The sequence below is a fragment of the Mycobacterium sp. genome, assembly GCF_049683355.1.
Taxonomy (GTDB): Bacteria; Actinomycetota; Actinomycetes; order Mycobacteriales; family Mycobacteriaceae; genus Mycobacterium.
The window spans coordinates 1-14,145 of record NZ_JBAUJB010000058.1 but is presented as its reverse complement, the minus strand read 5'-3'; the positions used below and the strand labels follow the sequence as shown (position 1 = coordinate 14,145).

Annotated in this window: 12 protein-coding genes and 2 pseudogenes; all 14 read right to left on the bottom strand. The window is 63.7% G+C overall.

The window, feature by feature from the left end; genetic code table 11:
* A pseudogene (locus WA944_RS03725) lies at positions 1-523 on the bottom strand (hypothetical protein); the annotation flags it as partial.
* Between the two features lie 324 nt (positions 524-847).
* Positions 848-1,133, bottom strand: a pseudogene (locus tag WA944_RS03720) (hypothetical protein); the annotation flags it as partial.
* Between the two features lie 11 nt (positions 1,134-1,144).
* Positions 1,145-1,840 (bottom strand): DUF3298 domain-containing protein, encoded by a 696-nt coding sequence (locus WA944_RS03715; protein ID WP_526375594.1) that lies wholly within the window; start codon positions 1,838-1,840, stop codon positions 1,145-1,147.
* Positions 1,841-1,882: 42 nt separating this feature from the next.
* A complete protein-coding gene (locus WA944_RS03710; protein WP_526375592.1) occupies positions 1,883-2,650 on the bottom strand; it encodes an Rv1363c family protein in 768 nt (255 codons plus the stop codon).
* 540 nt (positions 2,651-3,190) lie between these two features.
* Positions 3,191-4,456: an MlaD family protein gene (locus tag WA944_RS03705; RefSeq protein WP_526611469.1), complete on the bottom strand. Its 1,266-nt coding sequence runs from the start codon at positions 4,454-4,456 to the stop codon at positions 3,191-3,193.
* 89 nt (positions 4,457-4,545) lie between these two features.
* Positions 4,546-5,676, bottom strand: a complete 1,131-nt coding sequence (locus WA944_RS03700; protein ID WP_526611470.1) for an MlaD family protein — start codon at positions 5,674-5,676, stop codon at positions 4,546-4,548.
* Positions 5,673-6,818, bottom strand: coding sequence for an MlaD family protein (locus WA944_RS03695; RefSeq protein WP_526375589.1), 1,146 nt, complete (start codon positions 6,816-6,818; stop codon positions 5,673-5,675). The genes WA944_RS03700 and WA944_RS03695 overlap by 4 nt, the downstream gene beginning before the upstream one ends.
* A gap of 17 nt (positions 6,819-6,835) precedes the next feature.
* Entirely contained in the window at positions 6,836-7,921 is a 1,086-nt protein-coding gene (locus WA944_RS03690) for an MlaD family protein (protein WP_526375587.1), read from the bottom strand.
* A gap of 8 nt (positions 7,922-7,929) precedes the next feature.
* The gene (locus tag WA944_RS03685) at positions 7,930-8,979 is read right to left on the bottom strand and encodes an MCE family protein (RefSeq protein WP_526375585.1); all 1,050 of its coding nucleotides are present in this window, start codon (positions 8,977-8,979) and stop codon (positions 7,930-7,932) included.
* Positions 8,976-10,463, bottom strand: a complete 1,488-nt coding sequence (locus WA944_RS03680; RefSeq protein ID WP_526375583.1) for an MlaD family protein — start codon at positions 10,461-10,463, stop codon at positions 8,976-8,978. Before WA944_RS03680 ends, WA944_RS03685 begins: the two co-directional genes overlap by 4 nt.
* A complete protein-coding gene (locus WA944_RS03675) occupies positions 10,464-11,324 on the bottom strand; it encodes an MlaE family ABC transporter permease (RefSeq protein WP_526375581.1) in 861 nt (286 codons plus the stop codon).
* Positions 11,325-11,326: 2 nt separating this feature from the next.
* Positions 11,327-12,184, bottom strand: a complete 858-nt coding sequence (locus tag WA944_RS03670; protein ID WP_526375596.1) for an MlaE family ABC transporter permease — start codon at positions 12,182-12,184, stop codon at positions 11,327-11,329.
* Between the two features lie 65 nt (positions 12,185-12,249).
* Positions 12,250-13,485 (bottom strand): cytochrome P450, encoded by a 1,236-nt coding sequence (locus tag WA944_RS03665; RefSeq protein WP_526375579.1) that lies wholly within the window; start codon positions 13,483-13,485, stop codon positions 12,250-12,252.
* Positions 13,486-13,782: 297 nt separating this feature from the next.
* Positions 13,783-14,145: cytochrome P450 (locus WA944_RS03660; protein WP_526375577.1), on the bottom strand; the 363-nt coding region annotated here is incomplete at its 5' end.

Below are 14,145 nucleotides of genomic sequence, written 5' to 3'. Positions count from 1 at the left end.
CCGGTACGCCCAACAGCGCGGCCATCACAGCGACCGGCAGAGGCACGGCAAGTTCGCTGACCGCATCGGCGCCTGGACGGTCCAGCATCCTCTCGATCGCCGACCCTGTTAGCTGGCGCATCATAGGATCAAGCGCTGCGAGTCGTCGTGCGGTGAACAATGGGGTAAGCAACCGGCGTAGTTCCCCGTGCCGCGGCTCATCGAGCGTCAGCAACGTCGGCAGCGACGCAGCTAACATGGTGATGCCCTGACCGGAGATCAGCACGTCGTGGGCTCGAGCGCCGCGCCGCACATCGTCATAGCTGGCCAGGGCGAAACCTTTTCTGCCAATGGGGTGGACACCTGGATCGGCGTGCAGCGCTTGATACGTAGGCCCCGGGGCGGCAGCGATTAAGGGATCGAAAGGGTCGAACGGCGCGCCCAGCGGGCCGATCGCGTCCAATCTGCGTGCCGCCAGCTGGCCGCACACCTGCACAGCAGTGCGGGCCATTGCTGTTGCCGGATGTCCTGCTACCGCGACCATCAGGGTGATCCTATCACTGGTGAAAAGCCGGGGGCACAGTCAATAGCTTGACGACCAGCACCTTGGCAAACGACCATAGCATATCCACACGAACCGACTGGTGCCGATGCCCTTGGACAGCCGGTGGCGGCCTTCATCAACGCGGTCAAAGCCGTACTTGCGCCGCTGAACTTCTGCCGGGTCAGTCACGCTCCGTACGACCCGACTTCGGGGTACAGGATCTACTCGAGATGCCGGTCGGCACACCACTTACTCGTCGAAGAGGATTCGGCACGGCACCCTCATTGGCGTACATCAGCCTCGCCGACCTCGACGTAGGAATTACTCGACGTAGGAATTGGACTCATTGCAGAACCGCCGACCGGTCGAGTCGACGTAGATCGCCCCGGTGCTGCCGCCCCAAGCCGAGCGACTTGGCGGCGGGCGCGCCGCTAGGGATGAAAGCCTTTGGCAGCCAAGAGGCCTCGACGATGAGGTGCTCCATCGTGGTCTTCATCCACAGTGGCGGCTCGCCATCGCAGAGTTCGATCAGGGCCTTCAGCGCCGGCCTGATCGACGACGGTGATCCGGTGGATGCCCGTTTGCGCATGCGCCGGCCAGATCTCCGGGAGTGATTGCACGTCAGCTCATGATTGCCGAGAACTCGGGCCGGACCAAATCCGCCAGCTTCGACCACGGAATGGTCACCACCTTCAATCCGCGGCCGAACTGAAACTCGGGAAAGTGCAGATCGATACCTGTTGAGGTGGGGTTCCAAGCCTTGAAATTGACATCAATCGGGGCGAAATGGCCCTGGCGCCGCCAAGCGCTCACATGCTCGGCGGGGGCTACAGCCGCCAAGCGTGCGGCGGTCTCGTCCCCGAGCCGGGACAGGCCCGCGGTCTTGTCGACGAACAGGTTGTCCCAGCTAATCGGCAGGCCCGAGCGGCGATCACACACCACGCCGGCCACCGACTGCATCGGCATGTGGGGTTCGGCGGTGTCGTACTGACTGGTGAAGACCTCGGCGACGGTGATCGTTCCGAACGACAACGTCCCGTCAGCGCCGTAGTTCCAGGGCCGCCTGGTCGACCCATCCCACGTGGCCCGCTGGACCCCCTCCATGGCCTTCGCATCGATCACATCGTTGATCGCGGCGGCGAGCGCAGGGTCACCACCTTCGACTCGTTGATAATGAACAGCCCAAGTTCCCAAGCCGTCGGGGCTCTTACCTGAAATCGTCGCCGGGACCGCCGCGAGGTCCTCAGCGTGTGCTGCCGGCAGCGCACCGGAAAACAGCGATCCGCACAGCGCGAGTACCACCAGCGCGGGCAGCATCCGGGTGTGCGGTCGCCGATGCCTCATCACCGTGGTACTCGGCTACTTGAGTTCGACATCGCTTGCCAACCACCGGCTGTCGATGCGTTCCATCGTGATCACTACTCTGCTGCGGTCCAGACGTGGCTCCGGATTGGCCGCGTTAGTGATCCATTGATCGATGAACAGAAGCACCTCGACTTTGTCTTTGGTCGCCGACTTCACTGCCGAGTCGATAACCGTGCCCTTGCTGGTGGCCTTGTTGTCGACCAGGACCTGGCGAAGTTGACTCGCCGACTGAGTGTAGGCGTCTTTGAACGATCCCGTGGAGTTTGCCACCACCTTGTTGAAGTTGTCGTCCACCTTGCCGCTGTCCATGCTGGTCAAGTCGACCGCGAACTGTTGGGCCGACGACAGCGCGGCGGCACTTGCGCGGTCGATCTCCTTTCGCTGCACCGATTGCCAGTACAACAGCCCCGACACGCTCAGTGCCGCCACGAGAATCACGGCTGCCATGCCCATGACGATGTAGCGTCGCCAGCGCCGCCAGCGCGATGCCGGGGCAGGGTGTGCGTCCTTGGAATCGTCGGGCGCGTTCTCCTCGGGAGCGTCCTCTGACGGCGCCTCAACCGAGGGCGCCTCCGATGCCGGCTCTGTGTTCCCGGGTGCCTGCCCGGGTTCGTCGGGCTCGACCGGCATCTCCGACCCCTCCTTGCCGGACTGCACCCCGGAGTCCTCCTCGATGGAGGGCTTTGCGTCGACGGCCGGGTCGTCGGTGACGGTGTCGAACACGTCCTTGGTGCTTGTGCGCTTGAATAATTTCGTCGTCATGGTGCCCATTTCGTCCAGTAATGAAAGGTGGTTGCCCGGTTAGTGGTTGACCGCTGATTCGTAAGCTCGTCGTCGCTTCCCGGTGGGAGTCCGATCCGGGTAGCCCTCAGGAGGCCCGATAGCAGGCTGGCGGTGCCGTCTGGAAACGGGCGGTGTCGATGCCAGGCGTCGAACACCGCGGGTGTGGGAGTGTGCGACTGAGCGGTCCCCAACAGCAAGCGAAGCCTGCCGCGCCGTTACACAAGCTTCCGTGTACGGGGTGGGCCGAGGGATCACCGAGCCCGGAGGAGCAGGGACAAGGCCCGGCAGGAGAAACCGAATGCCGGCGGTGAACGGCGTCGGCAAGCCGTGCGCGGGAAAACCGCGTGCACCGTTTGAGGCGGCGGGCGCTGCAGCGGCCGCTGCCTGCCCAGGGGCACCAGGGCACGGACAACCGACCGAGAAACCGGCGGCATCAAGGCCCTGGGTCCTACCTTCACTGATCATTCGCTACTCCAGCTCCCGACCCGACCCTGTCTTTCATCGCGTCACTACAGCAGGTCAACCTACGACGGCGCCCGGCTGCGCTTGAGGCGCACGCGGCGGTGAGAGTGGCCAGAACGGCGGGACGGGCCAGTCGGGCGGGTCCGGTGGCAACGGAACCGGCAGTTTGGGGCCGCCGTAGGGGGTCGGGATAAGACTGTTGAACTGCGGTGTCGGCATCATCTGTGCGAGAGGGTCGTGATTGGGGGGCGGTCCCGCGGTGTCATCGCCCGGAGGCCGCGGAGCGTTGCGCGCCCCGCGAACCAGCACCGACGGGTCAGTGTTTTTGCAGTAGGTGTAGAGATACGGTTCTGGATGATTCGCCAGGAAAAGAGGCGGCGGCGGCAGGTCGTAGTCGCATCCATATCGAGGGTAGATATCGACGACGACCCAAAGGTACCCGTCGTGAAGGAACTTCGTTATGGCATCCAGCCCAGAGCCGCCGCGTTGGGAATTGACTATTTCGTTCAGTGCGGGAACACGGGCCGACACGACCTGGGCGACGGTGCTCAGATTGACCAGCAACTGGGCCATGGTGTCGGAGTTGTCGGCGGTGATTCCGTCCAATGCGGTCAGCGGTGCCCGGCCGCGATCCATCAGGGTACGGAAGCCTCCGTCCATAGCGCTCACGCCGGCCATCGTGCGGCTCAGATTGTCCGTTGTGCGCTGCAGGCCCGCTGTGGCATCGCCGAGCGTCGTCAGCACCGTGCGACTGTTGCGCACGATGCTCATGGTCTGCGGCAGAACCGAGTCGACGGTGGAGATCAGGTACGCACCACCGTCGAGGAGTGCAGCCAGCTTCTCCGGTCCCTGTTCACTGACCCGAAGCTCGTCGGTGATGAGCCTTAGTTTCTCCGGATCCAATTGGGAGAGCATGCCGTCGGCGTCGCCGAGCAACTGGGCCAGCGAAACCGGCACCGACGTCTCTTCTTCGGTGATGACGGTGCCGTCGGCCATCGGCTCGGCGTTCGATCCGTTCGGCCGGAAGTTCAGGTACTGTTCACCCGCCGGTGAAAGGGCGGACACACTGACCTGACTGTCCGCGGGAACTCCAGCGGTGCTATCGATTTCGGCTGTCGCCTGCACACCGCCAGTGGTGAAGTTCACCGATGTGACGCTACCGACCGGCACTCCGCGGAACGTGACGTCCTGATTCGGCAGCAATCCGCCGGATTCGCGTAGCAGCACCTTGACGGAGATGGTCGAGCGCAGCGGATGCATTCCCAGTGATCCGATCGCGATGTACAGCCCGGCCGCAACCAGCGCGACGATCAGGCCGATCACCGACGATGCGACGCGGCGCCGCGCCATCACCCGGGTCGAGTCAACGACGACGCGGGCCGCTCGCTCCGCCAGATGTGGTTTAGTGCTCATCATCGCGGCCTGTGTTCGGGACCGTAGATGCGGCTGAGCAGCAGATTCCACTGGTACCGCAGGCTGCCGACCATGGCGTGCCAGTCGGTGCCGTCGGCGCCGTGGAACATCGGGTCGCCGGGGAAGTTCATGTCCGGCACCGCACCGAATGCCAGCTGGGCGATGTCCGCCACAGCCTCGACGTTCGGCCCGCTGGACATCTTGGTCAGGATGGAAATCACGCGAGTCCAGGCGTTGCCGTTGAGGTTGGGGTCAAGAATCGGGGCGTTGAGGGCTGCGGACAGACTGTTGAGATCAGCGATCATGCTGCGGCTGTCCGTGCCCTGCAGGGAGGGGAATCGGTTGAGTTGATTGGTGACCCGGGCCACCGTGTCGATGAGATCTGCCAACTGTGCAGTGTTGTCACGCACCACCGCAGTCGCGGGCGCCGCAGCAGAAATCGCCTCATCGAGCGTCTGTTGGCGTGCGGTGAGAGTGGCGGCCAGTTCCGAGGTGTTACGCATCGCGGTGTCGATGTCAGCTGAACGGGCGTTCAACCGCGAGAGCAACGTATTGGACTGCTCGAGCAGCACGCCGATCTTGTCGCCGCGACGACCGACAGCGCTACCGGCCCCGTTGGCCACTGTGACCAGTTGGCGGACCGCCCCACCGTTGACCAGCAGCGAGGCTGACCCCAGTACATCCTCGACAGACGCGGCCGAAGTAGTCGCTGCCAGGCCGACCTTGTCACCGTCGTGCAGGCGACGGGCATCGACGGACCGGTTGGGCGCCGGGCGGAATGCGACGAAATTGTCGCCCAGCGGAGTCGCAGAACGCAGTTGGGCGGAGCTGTCGGTATACAACGGGGCATCCGCCGATATCCGCATGGTGACTTCGGCGGTGAAATCTCGCGCCCGAATCGATTCGACCAGACCGATGTCGGCGCCGTTGAGTTTCACCTTGGCCCGCATTGGCAAATTCAGGGCGTTGGCGAAGGTCGCGGTCACGGTGATGGCGTCGCCACTGCCACTGCCCGGGGCGGGCAGTGGGAGGCTGCCGAGCGTGACGCCGCACCCCGTCAGCAGCGCGGTCAAGGCTGCCACGGCGACGCCGGTGCGGCAACGGTTGAAGGTTCCCATCAACTGCGTCATGGTTTCGGTCCCGCCATGTTTTGCAGCATTCCCATCATGCCGTCGACGAAGAACTTCGTACCGTAGCCCGGTGAGTAGTCCAGCGCGGTCCCTGTGTTACAGCCCAGGTCCTTGATGCCGGCAAGGTTGCATATCTCCTTCGTAATCTGACCGTCGAGCAGGATTTTGTCCACGTGCGCGTGTACGCGCATGGCGCCGAAACTCTGATCGATCGCGGTGTACACGTTAGTGCCGACCATCGGTAGCAGGTTCAGGGTTTCGCTGAGCTCCCGCTTGCTGTCGGCCATGGTACGGGTCAGGGTCTCCACATCGGTCAACGCCGGCTTCAACCGGCCACGGTTATTTTCCAACAGAGTTGCCGCCTGGTCGAGGATCTGGTTCAGCTGGGCACCGGCGTCGCCACTGCCCAGGTTCTGGTCAGCGACGATTTGACTGAGTTGTCTTATCTGTGAGCCGAAGTCACGGATTGCGGTGTCATTCGCCGCCGCGGATTCTGTCAGCACCGAGAGGCTGTCTGCGATGGTCTGGATGTTTTCCCGGGTTGCCGTGCCATTGTCCGAGCTGAGGCGAAGCGCCTGCGACAGCTGGTCCAAAGCCGACTTGACGTCTTCCCCACTGCCGGATGCGATCCGGGCGCCGATTGCCACCAGATCGGCCAGGGGCCCCTGTCCGGCCTCGTCTCCGCTCAGGGAGCGCGCCAGCTTGTCGGCCATCGCCAAGGTGCGATCGAACTCCACGGGTGTGCGGGTCCGGGGCAGGCTCAGCACATCTTGATCGGCGAGTGTGGGACCCGACTTGTACGGTGGCGTCAGCTCCACATGCCGATCGGTGAGGATCGACGTGGACACCGTGACAGCCTGGACATCGGCAGGTATCGCGACATCCGGGTCTATCTCCATCTTCACTTCGACAAAGTCATTCTTCGGCACCACACTGGTGACCTCGCCGACCTGCATACCCAGAACCGACACGGCGTTGCCGGCATAGAGGCCGACTGCGTCCTCGAAATGGGCCGTCACCCTCACCGGGCCCTGGTCGTCGCCTCGAAGTAGGGCGACTGCGAGCACAGCGGTAGCTGCGAACGTCAACGCCAATGCCCCGACCAGCAGCTTGACGGTTCGGCTGGTGGGCAACCGGTTCACATGCGTCTCCTTCCGCGTCATCCTGGGGGCAACCTGGCTGGATCGGGCGGTGGCCAACCCGGGAACTGATCCGGCGCCGGCTTGCAGTCCGTGAAGTACTGCGCGAGGTCGAACTGCTCGCCGCGCTCGCTGAGTGCGCAAGCGAAGGAGTCGATCAGTGCGCCGGCAGGCAGGCTCACGTCGAATGCTGGGCCGCTACCAGACGCATTGGCCATGTTGCGGAACACGACCGGTGAGGCCTGCAGGAACGCGCGCAGCAACTGGTCATTCTTGGCGGCCATGGCGCCGAACGTCTGCAGGTTGGCGAGCATCAAATCGATGGCCGGCTCATCGCCCAGGATTCGCTTGAAGGTCGTGATCAACGCGGTGACACCGGTGATCAACCCGTGCACCTTGTCGGCGCGGGTGGTGATCTCCGTCAACAGATCCCGTCCCTGGAGTACCAGCACGCCAAGGTTGGCCTGCTGGTCGCGGATCATCGCGGTGACCGTGTCGACGTTCCCGAGCAAGGAACCGATCTGGTCGCGGCGGGAGGCCACGATCTTCGCCAGCGAGTCGATGTTCGCCAGTGCCTGGGGCAGTGCTTCGGGCACCCCGGTGAGGCCCTGACTCAGGTAGGCCATGGAATCGGCCACGCGGTCGGCGTCGACCTGTTCAAAGGTCGTGGTCGCGTCGGCCAGCGTCTGCTGAAGATTGTAGGGAACCGAGGTGTTCTGCAACGTGATGGTGTGGTGGTCCAGTGCCCCTTCGCCGGCAGGAGACAACTCCAGATATCGGCGGCCCAACAGGGTGGTGAGCTTGATCGCGGCGCGGGTTTGCTCACCAAGGTGCACGTCCTTGCGGACGTCGAAGTCCACCATTACGCGGTCCCCGGCCAACTCAACACCGCTTACTTTACCGACGGAGATACCGGCGATCGTGACCTGATCTCCCGTGCTGAGCTGTGCGGCCTGGGCGAATTCGCCTCGGTACTTGGACTTTCCGATGGAGAAATGCCCGAAACCGACAATACCTGCGCAGATAGCTAGAATGACCGTGACCGAAGCGACGCCGAGCCACACTTTGTTGTACCGCTCGAGGGGGCGTTGCAAGGCTTTCAACATGACGGGTCTCATTTGCTGCAGATCGGAGAGTGCTGGACGATGTTGCCCGGTGAGGCCAGTTTGACTAGGCCGGGAATGGCTCGGCTCAGAGATGCGAAGATGGTCGAATTCACGTCGCAGAGCAGTCCGTCCACGTACGCGCCGCGCTGAGTTGCCCGCGCCAGATCCTTCCAGACGTGAATCAGGTTGCCGACGTAACCCGAGAAGCGGTCCCTACCCTCTCCGGTGACATGGCCCAAGAACCCGGGTTCACGGACGAGAAATTGCTGCAGATCCGGATAGACTGCGTCGCCGATCTCGGCCAATCTGGACACGGCGGTGTTGATCGAGCCCGTCGAGGCCACCAAGTGGTCGCGCCGGTCTGACAGGGTGGCCATGATCTGGCGAGACTGATCGATCACATCCTGGAGGTTCGTGTTCTGCTTGACCAGGACGGTCGTCACCGCGTTCAAGTGGGTGATCACCTCGTCCAGCACCGCATCCGGACCGGCCAGGGTCTCCGCCAACGAGGAAGTCTCGGTGATAAGCGTCAGCACCGAACCGGTATCCCCTTGCAACGCTTGAATGATGCTGGTGGTCAAATCGTCGACCTTTTGTGGGTCGAGCAACGCGAACAGTGGCTCGAACCCGTTTAGCAGGTTGGAGATGTCAAACGACGGGCTGGTCCGTTCGACGGGGATCTGGGATCCTCTGGCCAACCGCTGATGGCGCTGCGTAGATCCCGGGATGAGCGCGATGTAGCGCTGGCCGATGATGTCCTGATAGGTCACCGCGGCAGCCGTGTCGTCGTAGAGGGTTTGGTTCGCATCGGCCCGGAACGTCACCACGGCGCGATTGTCCACGAGCTCGATTCCGTCGACTCGGCCGATCCGGACTCCGGCGATCCGAACGTCGTCACCGACTGTCAGGCCCGACACATCGGTGAACACCGCCGAAAAGGCGTTGGCGGGCCCGGTGACCTCCCGGCGCAGTGTGCCCAATACCAGCCATGTCGCGACGACCGACACGATCAGGAACACGGTCAGCGTGATGGCAGCCCTGCCCCTGCTGTGCCTCATCGGTCGGCCTCCACATGTTCGGATTTGGTCACGGTCATTCCGCGCAGCATTGGCGCGGCCAGCAGCTGGGCGGCGGCGCTGTCGTTCCCGCCGAGCAGGTACCGCAGCTGGTCTTTCTCCTGACGGCTACCGACCGGGCCCACGTTGCCCCCGATCACCGCAGACTGCGGTATGACGCTCGCGGGTGGGGTGTCTGCGGGGGGCGCGGCTTCCGCGGGCAGCAGGGGTTCGTTCGGCGGTGCGGCCGGGGCGGAGCTCGGCGGCTGTGGTCTGCCATCCGGCCGGCGTGCATCGGGAGGCAGCACCGATCCCCGTGGTGGCGCGTAGTTGGGCCGGTTCTCGTTGACACCGGGCGGTAACGGAAATCCCATCGAATTCAACGACGGCGTCAGGGCGGGCGCCGTGGGCACCTCCGGAGCGGTGAAGCAGCTCTCGCCGAGCATGTCGCCGTACCTGGGGCAGTCTGCGCGAACATAGGTCCGGGTGGGTGTCAGCGCAATGACGACTTTGATCTGAGCTTGGTTGGTGTCCCAGTTCCATGCCTCGTCGACGAACTTCATCACCACGTTCTGTGCATTGGTCAAGATCAAGTGGATATTGCCGCCGTGATCGGCGAGTGTGCCCAACACCGGCGTAAACTGGGTGGTCATGTTGATCAATCGGTCGGCCTGATTCTCGAAATTGCCACCGAGAGTTCCCGCCGTCCCGGCCGCCGAGGCCAGCAGATCATGCAGCTCGACCTGCTTTTCGGCCAGAGTGCGCATCGGTTTCACGGCGCTGTCGAGTGCGTCCAGGAGATCGGGCGCGGAGTCACGCAGCCCGGCGGTGGCGGCGCTGAGGGCCGAGATCGTCGATGGGCCGGGCTCGGCTGCGACAACGGTGTTCAACTGTTTGACGATCTCGTTGAGATCACGGCCGGCGTCCTCCAGGCGGTCACCCCGTCCGCTGGTGGCGTCACCCAGTGCGGTGAGCCAACCGACGCCGATCTCATTGGGGTCCCTTGCGATGGCCGCCAATACCTGGCGAAACTTCTGCAGGGTGGTTTGGAAGAGCACCGTCGGGAGGGTCTGGTCCTCCTGGACGATGTCGCCGCCACGCAACGGATGCGCGCTTTCACCGTTGTCCACCAGCTGGACCGAGGACACCGCAAAGACATTGGAGGGTACAACCCGAGCGGTGACGGTGTCCGGAATTCCCGAGGCGTACTGCGGCTTGATGTTCAATTTGACGACGTTCGCCTGGCCGGCCTCGGCCGGCTGCACACTGTCGACGAACCCGACAAGCAGACCGCGGAACTTGACGTCCGACTTCTGCGGGAGCCCGTCGCCGACGTTGACCAGCTCGGCTCTCACTCGGACGAAGGGATCAAGTGCCCCACGCGATTTCGCGATCAGCAGGGTCACCGTGCCGGCAACGATCAGTAGGAAGATGATCCCTACGACATAGGTGCGTGCGGTCGACGCGCCGAGACTGGAGCGATTCATCTAACCACCGAACCTGGCGCCGGCATCGACTCCCCACATCGCCATGGTGAGCAACGCGTTCAGGATTACCGTGACCGTGATCGTCGCGCGCATCGCATGCCCGGCCGCGACTCCCACTCCTTCGGGCCCGCCGGAGGCGTAGTACCCGTAGTAGCACTGGGTGGCGGCGGCGACGAAGACGAACACCGCCGCCTTGATTCCGGCGTAGAAGATGTCTGTGCCGCTGCTGAACAACTCGAAGTAGTGCTGATAGGTGCCCGGCGAGGTTCCTGCGATCACGGCGACCATGCCGCGCGCGGACAAGTAAGCCGTGGCCAGGCAGACCGCGAAGAGAGGAACGCTGGCCGCGAGGGCGGCAAGGACGCGGGTCGTCACCAGGAATGGGAGCGGATTGATCGCCATTGCTTCCAGCGCGTCGACCTCTTCGGCGATTCGCATCGCGCCGAGTTGCGCGGTGAAGCGGCAACCCGCCTGAATGGTGAACGCGAGGGCCAACATGATCGGTACCAACTCGCGGGTGGACCCCCACGACGAGAGCAGGCCCGTCGCCGGCCCGAGGCCGAGCAGATTCAACGCGTTGTAACCTTCCACGGCCAGCAGCGCACCGGCCGTGATGCCAAGAACGATCGCGACGCCGAGTGTCCCGCCGCCGACGACGATCGACCCGTTTCCCCAGGTGATGTCGGCTAGGTTGCGATTGAACTCTTTGCGGTATCGGGTGAGCGCCGTCGGTATGGTCACAACGATTTGGCCGAAGAACAGCAACATGTGACCGGACCGGTATACCGGCGCCCCGGCGAACTCCGCGGCAGACAACAGCGGACGGACCGGTGCCGGACGATACGCGGCGGGAGATGCCATCTCTATAGGCTCGCTTTCGGGAACAGCAGCAGGTAGAACTGGCTCATCGCCACGTTGACGATCATCAGCAGCAGCGTCGCTTCCACCACTGCGGCGTTCACGGAGTTCGCAACGCCGGCCGGGCCGCCGGTGGTGTTCAAGCCTTTCTGGCAGCTGACGATCCCCACGATGGCCCCGAAGACGGCCGCCTTACACAGAGAGAGGATGAGGTCGCCGACCGTCGCAAACGAGGCGAAAGTTGCCACGAACGATCCGCCGGCACCATTTTGCATGTACACGTTGAACATGTAGCCGATGAAGAACCCTGCGCATGTGGTGAGACCGGTCAATGCGATGCCCACGACGATCACCGCTGCGAACCGCGGGACGACCAGGTGCCGGATCACCGAGACGCCCATGACCTCCATGGCAGCCGTCTCTTCACGCATCGTGCGAGAAGCCAGATCGGCGGCGACGGCTGACCCGACTGCGGCGGCGAGCAGGATCGCCGCCACCAACGGGGCGCCCTGACGGATCACCACCAGCCCGTTCGCGGCGCCCGACAACGACTCAGCGCCGACCTGGCCTGCCAGGACACCGAACTGGATGGCCAGGGTGACCCCCACGGGGATCGTCACCAGCAGTGTCGGCAGCACCGCGGTGCCGGCCATGAAAGCCGCTTGCCGGATGAACTCCCAGAACGGGAACCGCCCGGTGAGCAGGTCGGTAATCAGGTACTGCACGGTGCGCACGCCGAGCACGGTCTGTGCGCCCAATGTCTCCAGGGCACGCAGCAGGTGCGAGTTCAGATAGCGCCGGCCCCACCCCCGGATTTCGCCCAGGGCTGAGCGCTGATCGACCTCTTCGAGCGGTGCGGACATCGGGGATTTCGAAATCCTGCACGACGACGGTTCATCGAGATCGTGCAGGATCGCCGCGCGGCGTTTCATGCTCTAGCTCGTTGTGCTGGCTCAGCCGACGTGGGGCGGAAGGTCACGGGAAGGTGTTTGGGGGAACGGAACGGCATACCAGTGATCTTTGTGTCGTCATCGGGCACCAACTGCAAGTCGGTGACGCGATCGAACAGGCTGTTCAGCATCGCTCGCGTTTCGACCCTGGCCAGGTGCATGCCGAGGCAGCTGTGGATGCCGCCGGCGAAGGAGATGTGCGCGCGGCGCGGTCGATGGATATCGAACACCTCGGCATCGGTCCAACGCGATTCGTCGCGATTGGCAGCACCAATACACAGGGTGACCTGTGCGCCCTCGGGGATCGTCTTACCGTGCATCTCGACATCGCGGGTGGTGTTGCGCGCCACCAAGACCAATGGGGGCTCGTATCGAATCCCCTCCTCGATCGCGGCCGGAATGAGATCACGATCCCGCTGAACCGCCTCGAGTTGGTCGGGATGTGTGAGCAGCAGCGCCAAGAGGTTGCTCGACGACCGATACGTCGTTTCCAGCCCGGCGGGCAGTAGCAACCGCAGAAACGAGATGATCGCTTCGTCGGTGAGCTTCTCGCCGTCGATCTCGGCGGCGACGAGATCGCCGATGATGTCCTCGGTCATCTTGCTGCGGCGCTGGTTTACCTGCGCCTGGAAGTACGCACCCAGCTCCACCGAGGCGTTCAGACCGGCCTCGATGTCCTCGGTGATCGAGATCAGGTCCAGCGACAGCCGCCGGAACAGGTCCAGGTCCTCCTGCGGCAAGCCAAGCAGTGCGGCGGTGACCCGGGTCGGGAATTCGAACGTCACGGCCTTGACCAGGTCGGCCTCACCGTCGTTCTTGATCTCGTCGACCAGCTGGTCGCAGATCGGATCGATCACCTCGGGTTCCCACTGTGCGAGCGCGCTTTGCCGGAAGGCCTTGGCCACCAGGCTGCGATGGTCGTGATGCTGTTTGCCGTGCATGCCCAGGATCGTCGGCCCGAAGACCAGGCCGATCGTGTTGTTGTACATCTCCGACCCGAACACCTCGTCCTCGCGGAAGGCTGCGAAGACGCTCTCGTAGTCGAACAACGTCCAATTTTCAGGGTTCATGAGCTCCGGTGGCATCAGGTCGATCTCCATGAGCGAGCCGCGCCACACCGGCGCGGTCTTGCGCATGTACGCGAAATACGGGTAGGGATCGTTCACCAGGTCCGGGGCGCTCGCCTGATCGTTGGAATGGGTGCTGAACGTCACCTGTTGCCTCCCGGGCAGCAGCAATTAGCGGCTCTGTCGCCCTATCTTTACCATTTTAGCTATTCGAGGTCAATAAACCGAGGGACGTGATGCAGCCTCGGCCGCTGGGTGCCCATCGAGGATCTGCCTGCAGGGAGCATGAAGCTTGGTGCAAGAGGGCAAGGTCGGCGTGGACCGGCCACCCGAGGTCGCGGCGCCCACCGCGCCGAGTGCGCTGATGCGGCTTTCCGCGATGAAAAAGAACCGCCGGCCGCAAGGGCACCGACGCCCCAGTCGACAGAAGCGGAGCCAAGTTGGTTAGGCCTCCAGCTGAAGGAGCAGGTGTTCTGGCCCGCGTAAGGTCGGGTTGTCCCGCCATGTGATCGGTTCGAGCACCCGTATCCGCCGGACCCGGGGCAGCAATTCCTCGACCAACACGCGCGCCTCCAGTCGTGCGAGCCTTGTCCCAAGGCAGTAGTGTATACCACTTCCGAAGCCGACATGGTCCGTCGGTTTGCGGTCGATGTCGAACTCGTCTGGGTTCGGAAATTTCCGCGGGTCACGATTGGCAGCGCCAAACAGCAGCATCACCCGCGAACCAGCGGGGATGGTCGTTGACCCTACGGTGTAGTCGCTGACAGCGGTGCGGTAGAGGTGCTGGACCGGCGAGCCCCACCGCAG

What these genes read in the sequence shown, in the direction of transcription:
- WA944_RS03700 (WP_526611470.1), bottom strand. Translation starts at nt 5,676, where the DNA reads ATGACGCAGTTGATGGGAACCTTCAACCGTTGCCGCACCGGCGTCGCC.
- WA944_RS03710 (WP_526375592.1), bottom strand. Translation starts at nt 2,650, where the DNA reads ATGACGACGAAATTATTCAAGCGCACAAGCACCAAGGACGTGTTCGAC.
- WA944_RS03690 (WP_526375587.1), bottom strand. Translation starts at nt 7,921, where the DNA reads ATGTTGAAAGCCTTGCAACGCCCCCTCGAGCGGTACAACAAAGTGTGG.
- WA944_RS03685 (WP_526375585.1), bottom strand. Translation starts at nt 8,979, where the DNA reads ATGAGGCACAGCAGGGGCAGGGCTGCCATCACGCTGACCGTGTTCCTG.
- WA944_RS03680 (WP_526375583.1), bottom strand. Translation starts at nt 10,463, where the DNA reads ATGAATCGCTCCAGTCTCGGCGCGTCGACCGCACGCACCTATGTCGTA.
- WA944_RS03675 (WP_526375581.1), bottom strand. Translation starts at nt 11,324, where the DNA reads ATGGCATCTCCCGCCGCGTATCGTCCGGCACCGGTCCGTCCGCTGTTG.
- WA944_RS03670 (WP_526375596.1), bottom strand. Translation starts at nt 12,184, where the DNA reads ATGTCCGCACCGCTCGAAGAGGTCGATCAGCGCTCAGCCCTGGGCGAA.
- WA944_RS03715 (WP_526375594.1), bottom strand. Translation starts at nt 1,840, where the DNA reads ATGCTGCCCGCGCTGGTGGTACTCGCGCTGTGCGGATCGCTGTTTTCC.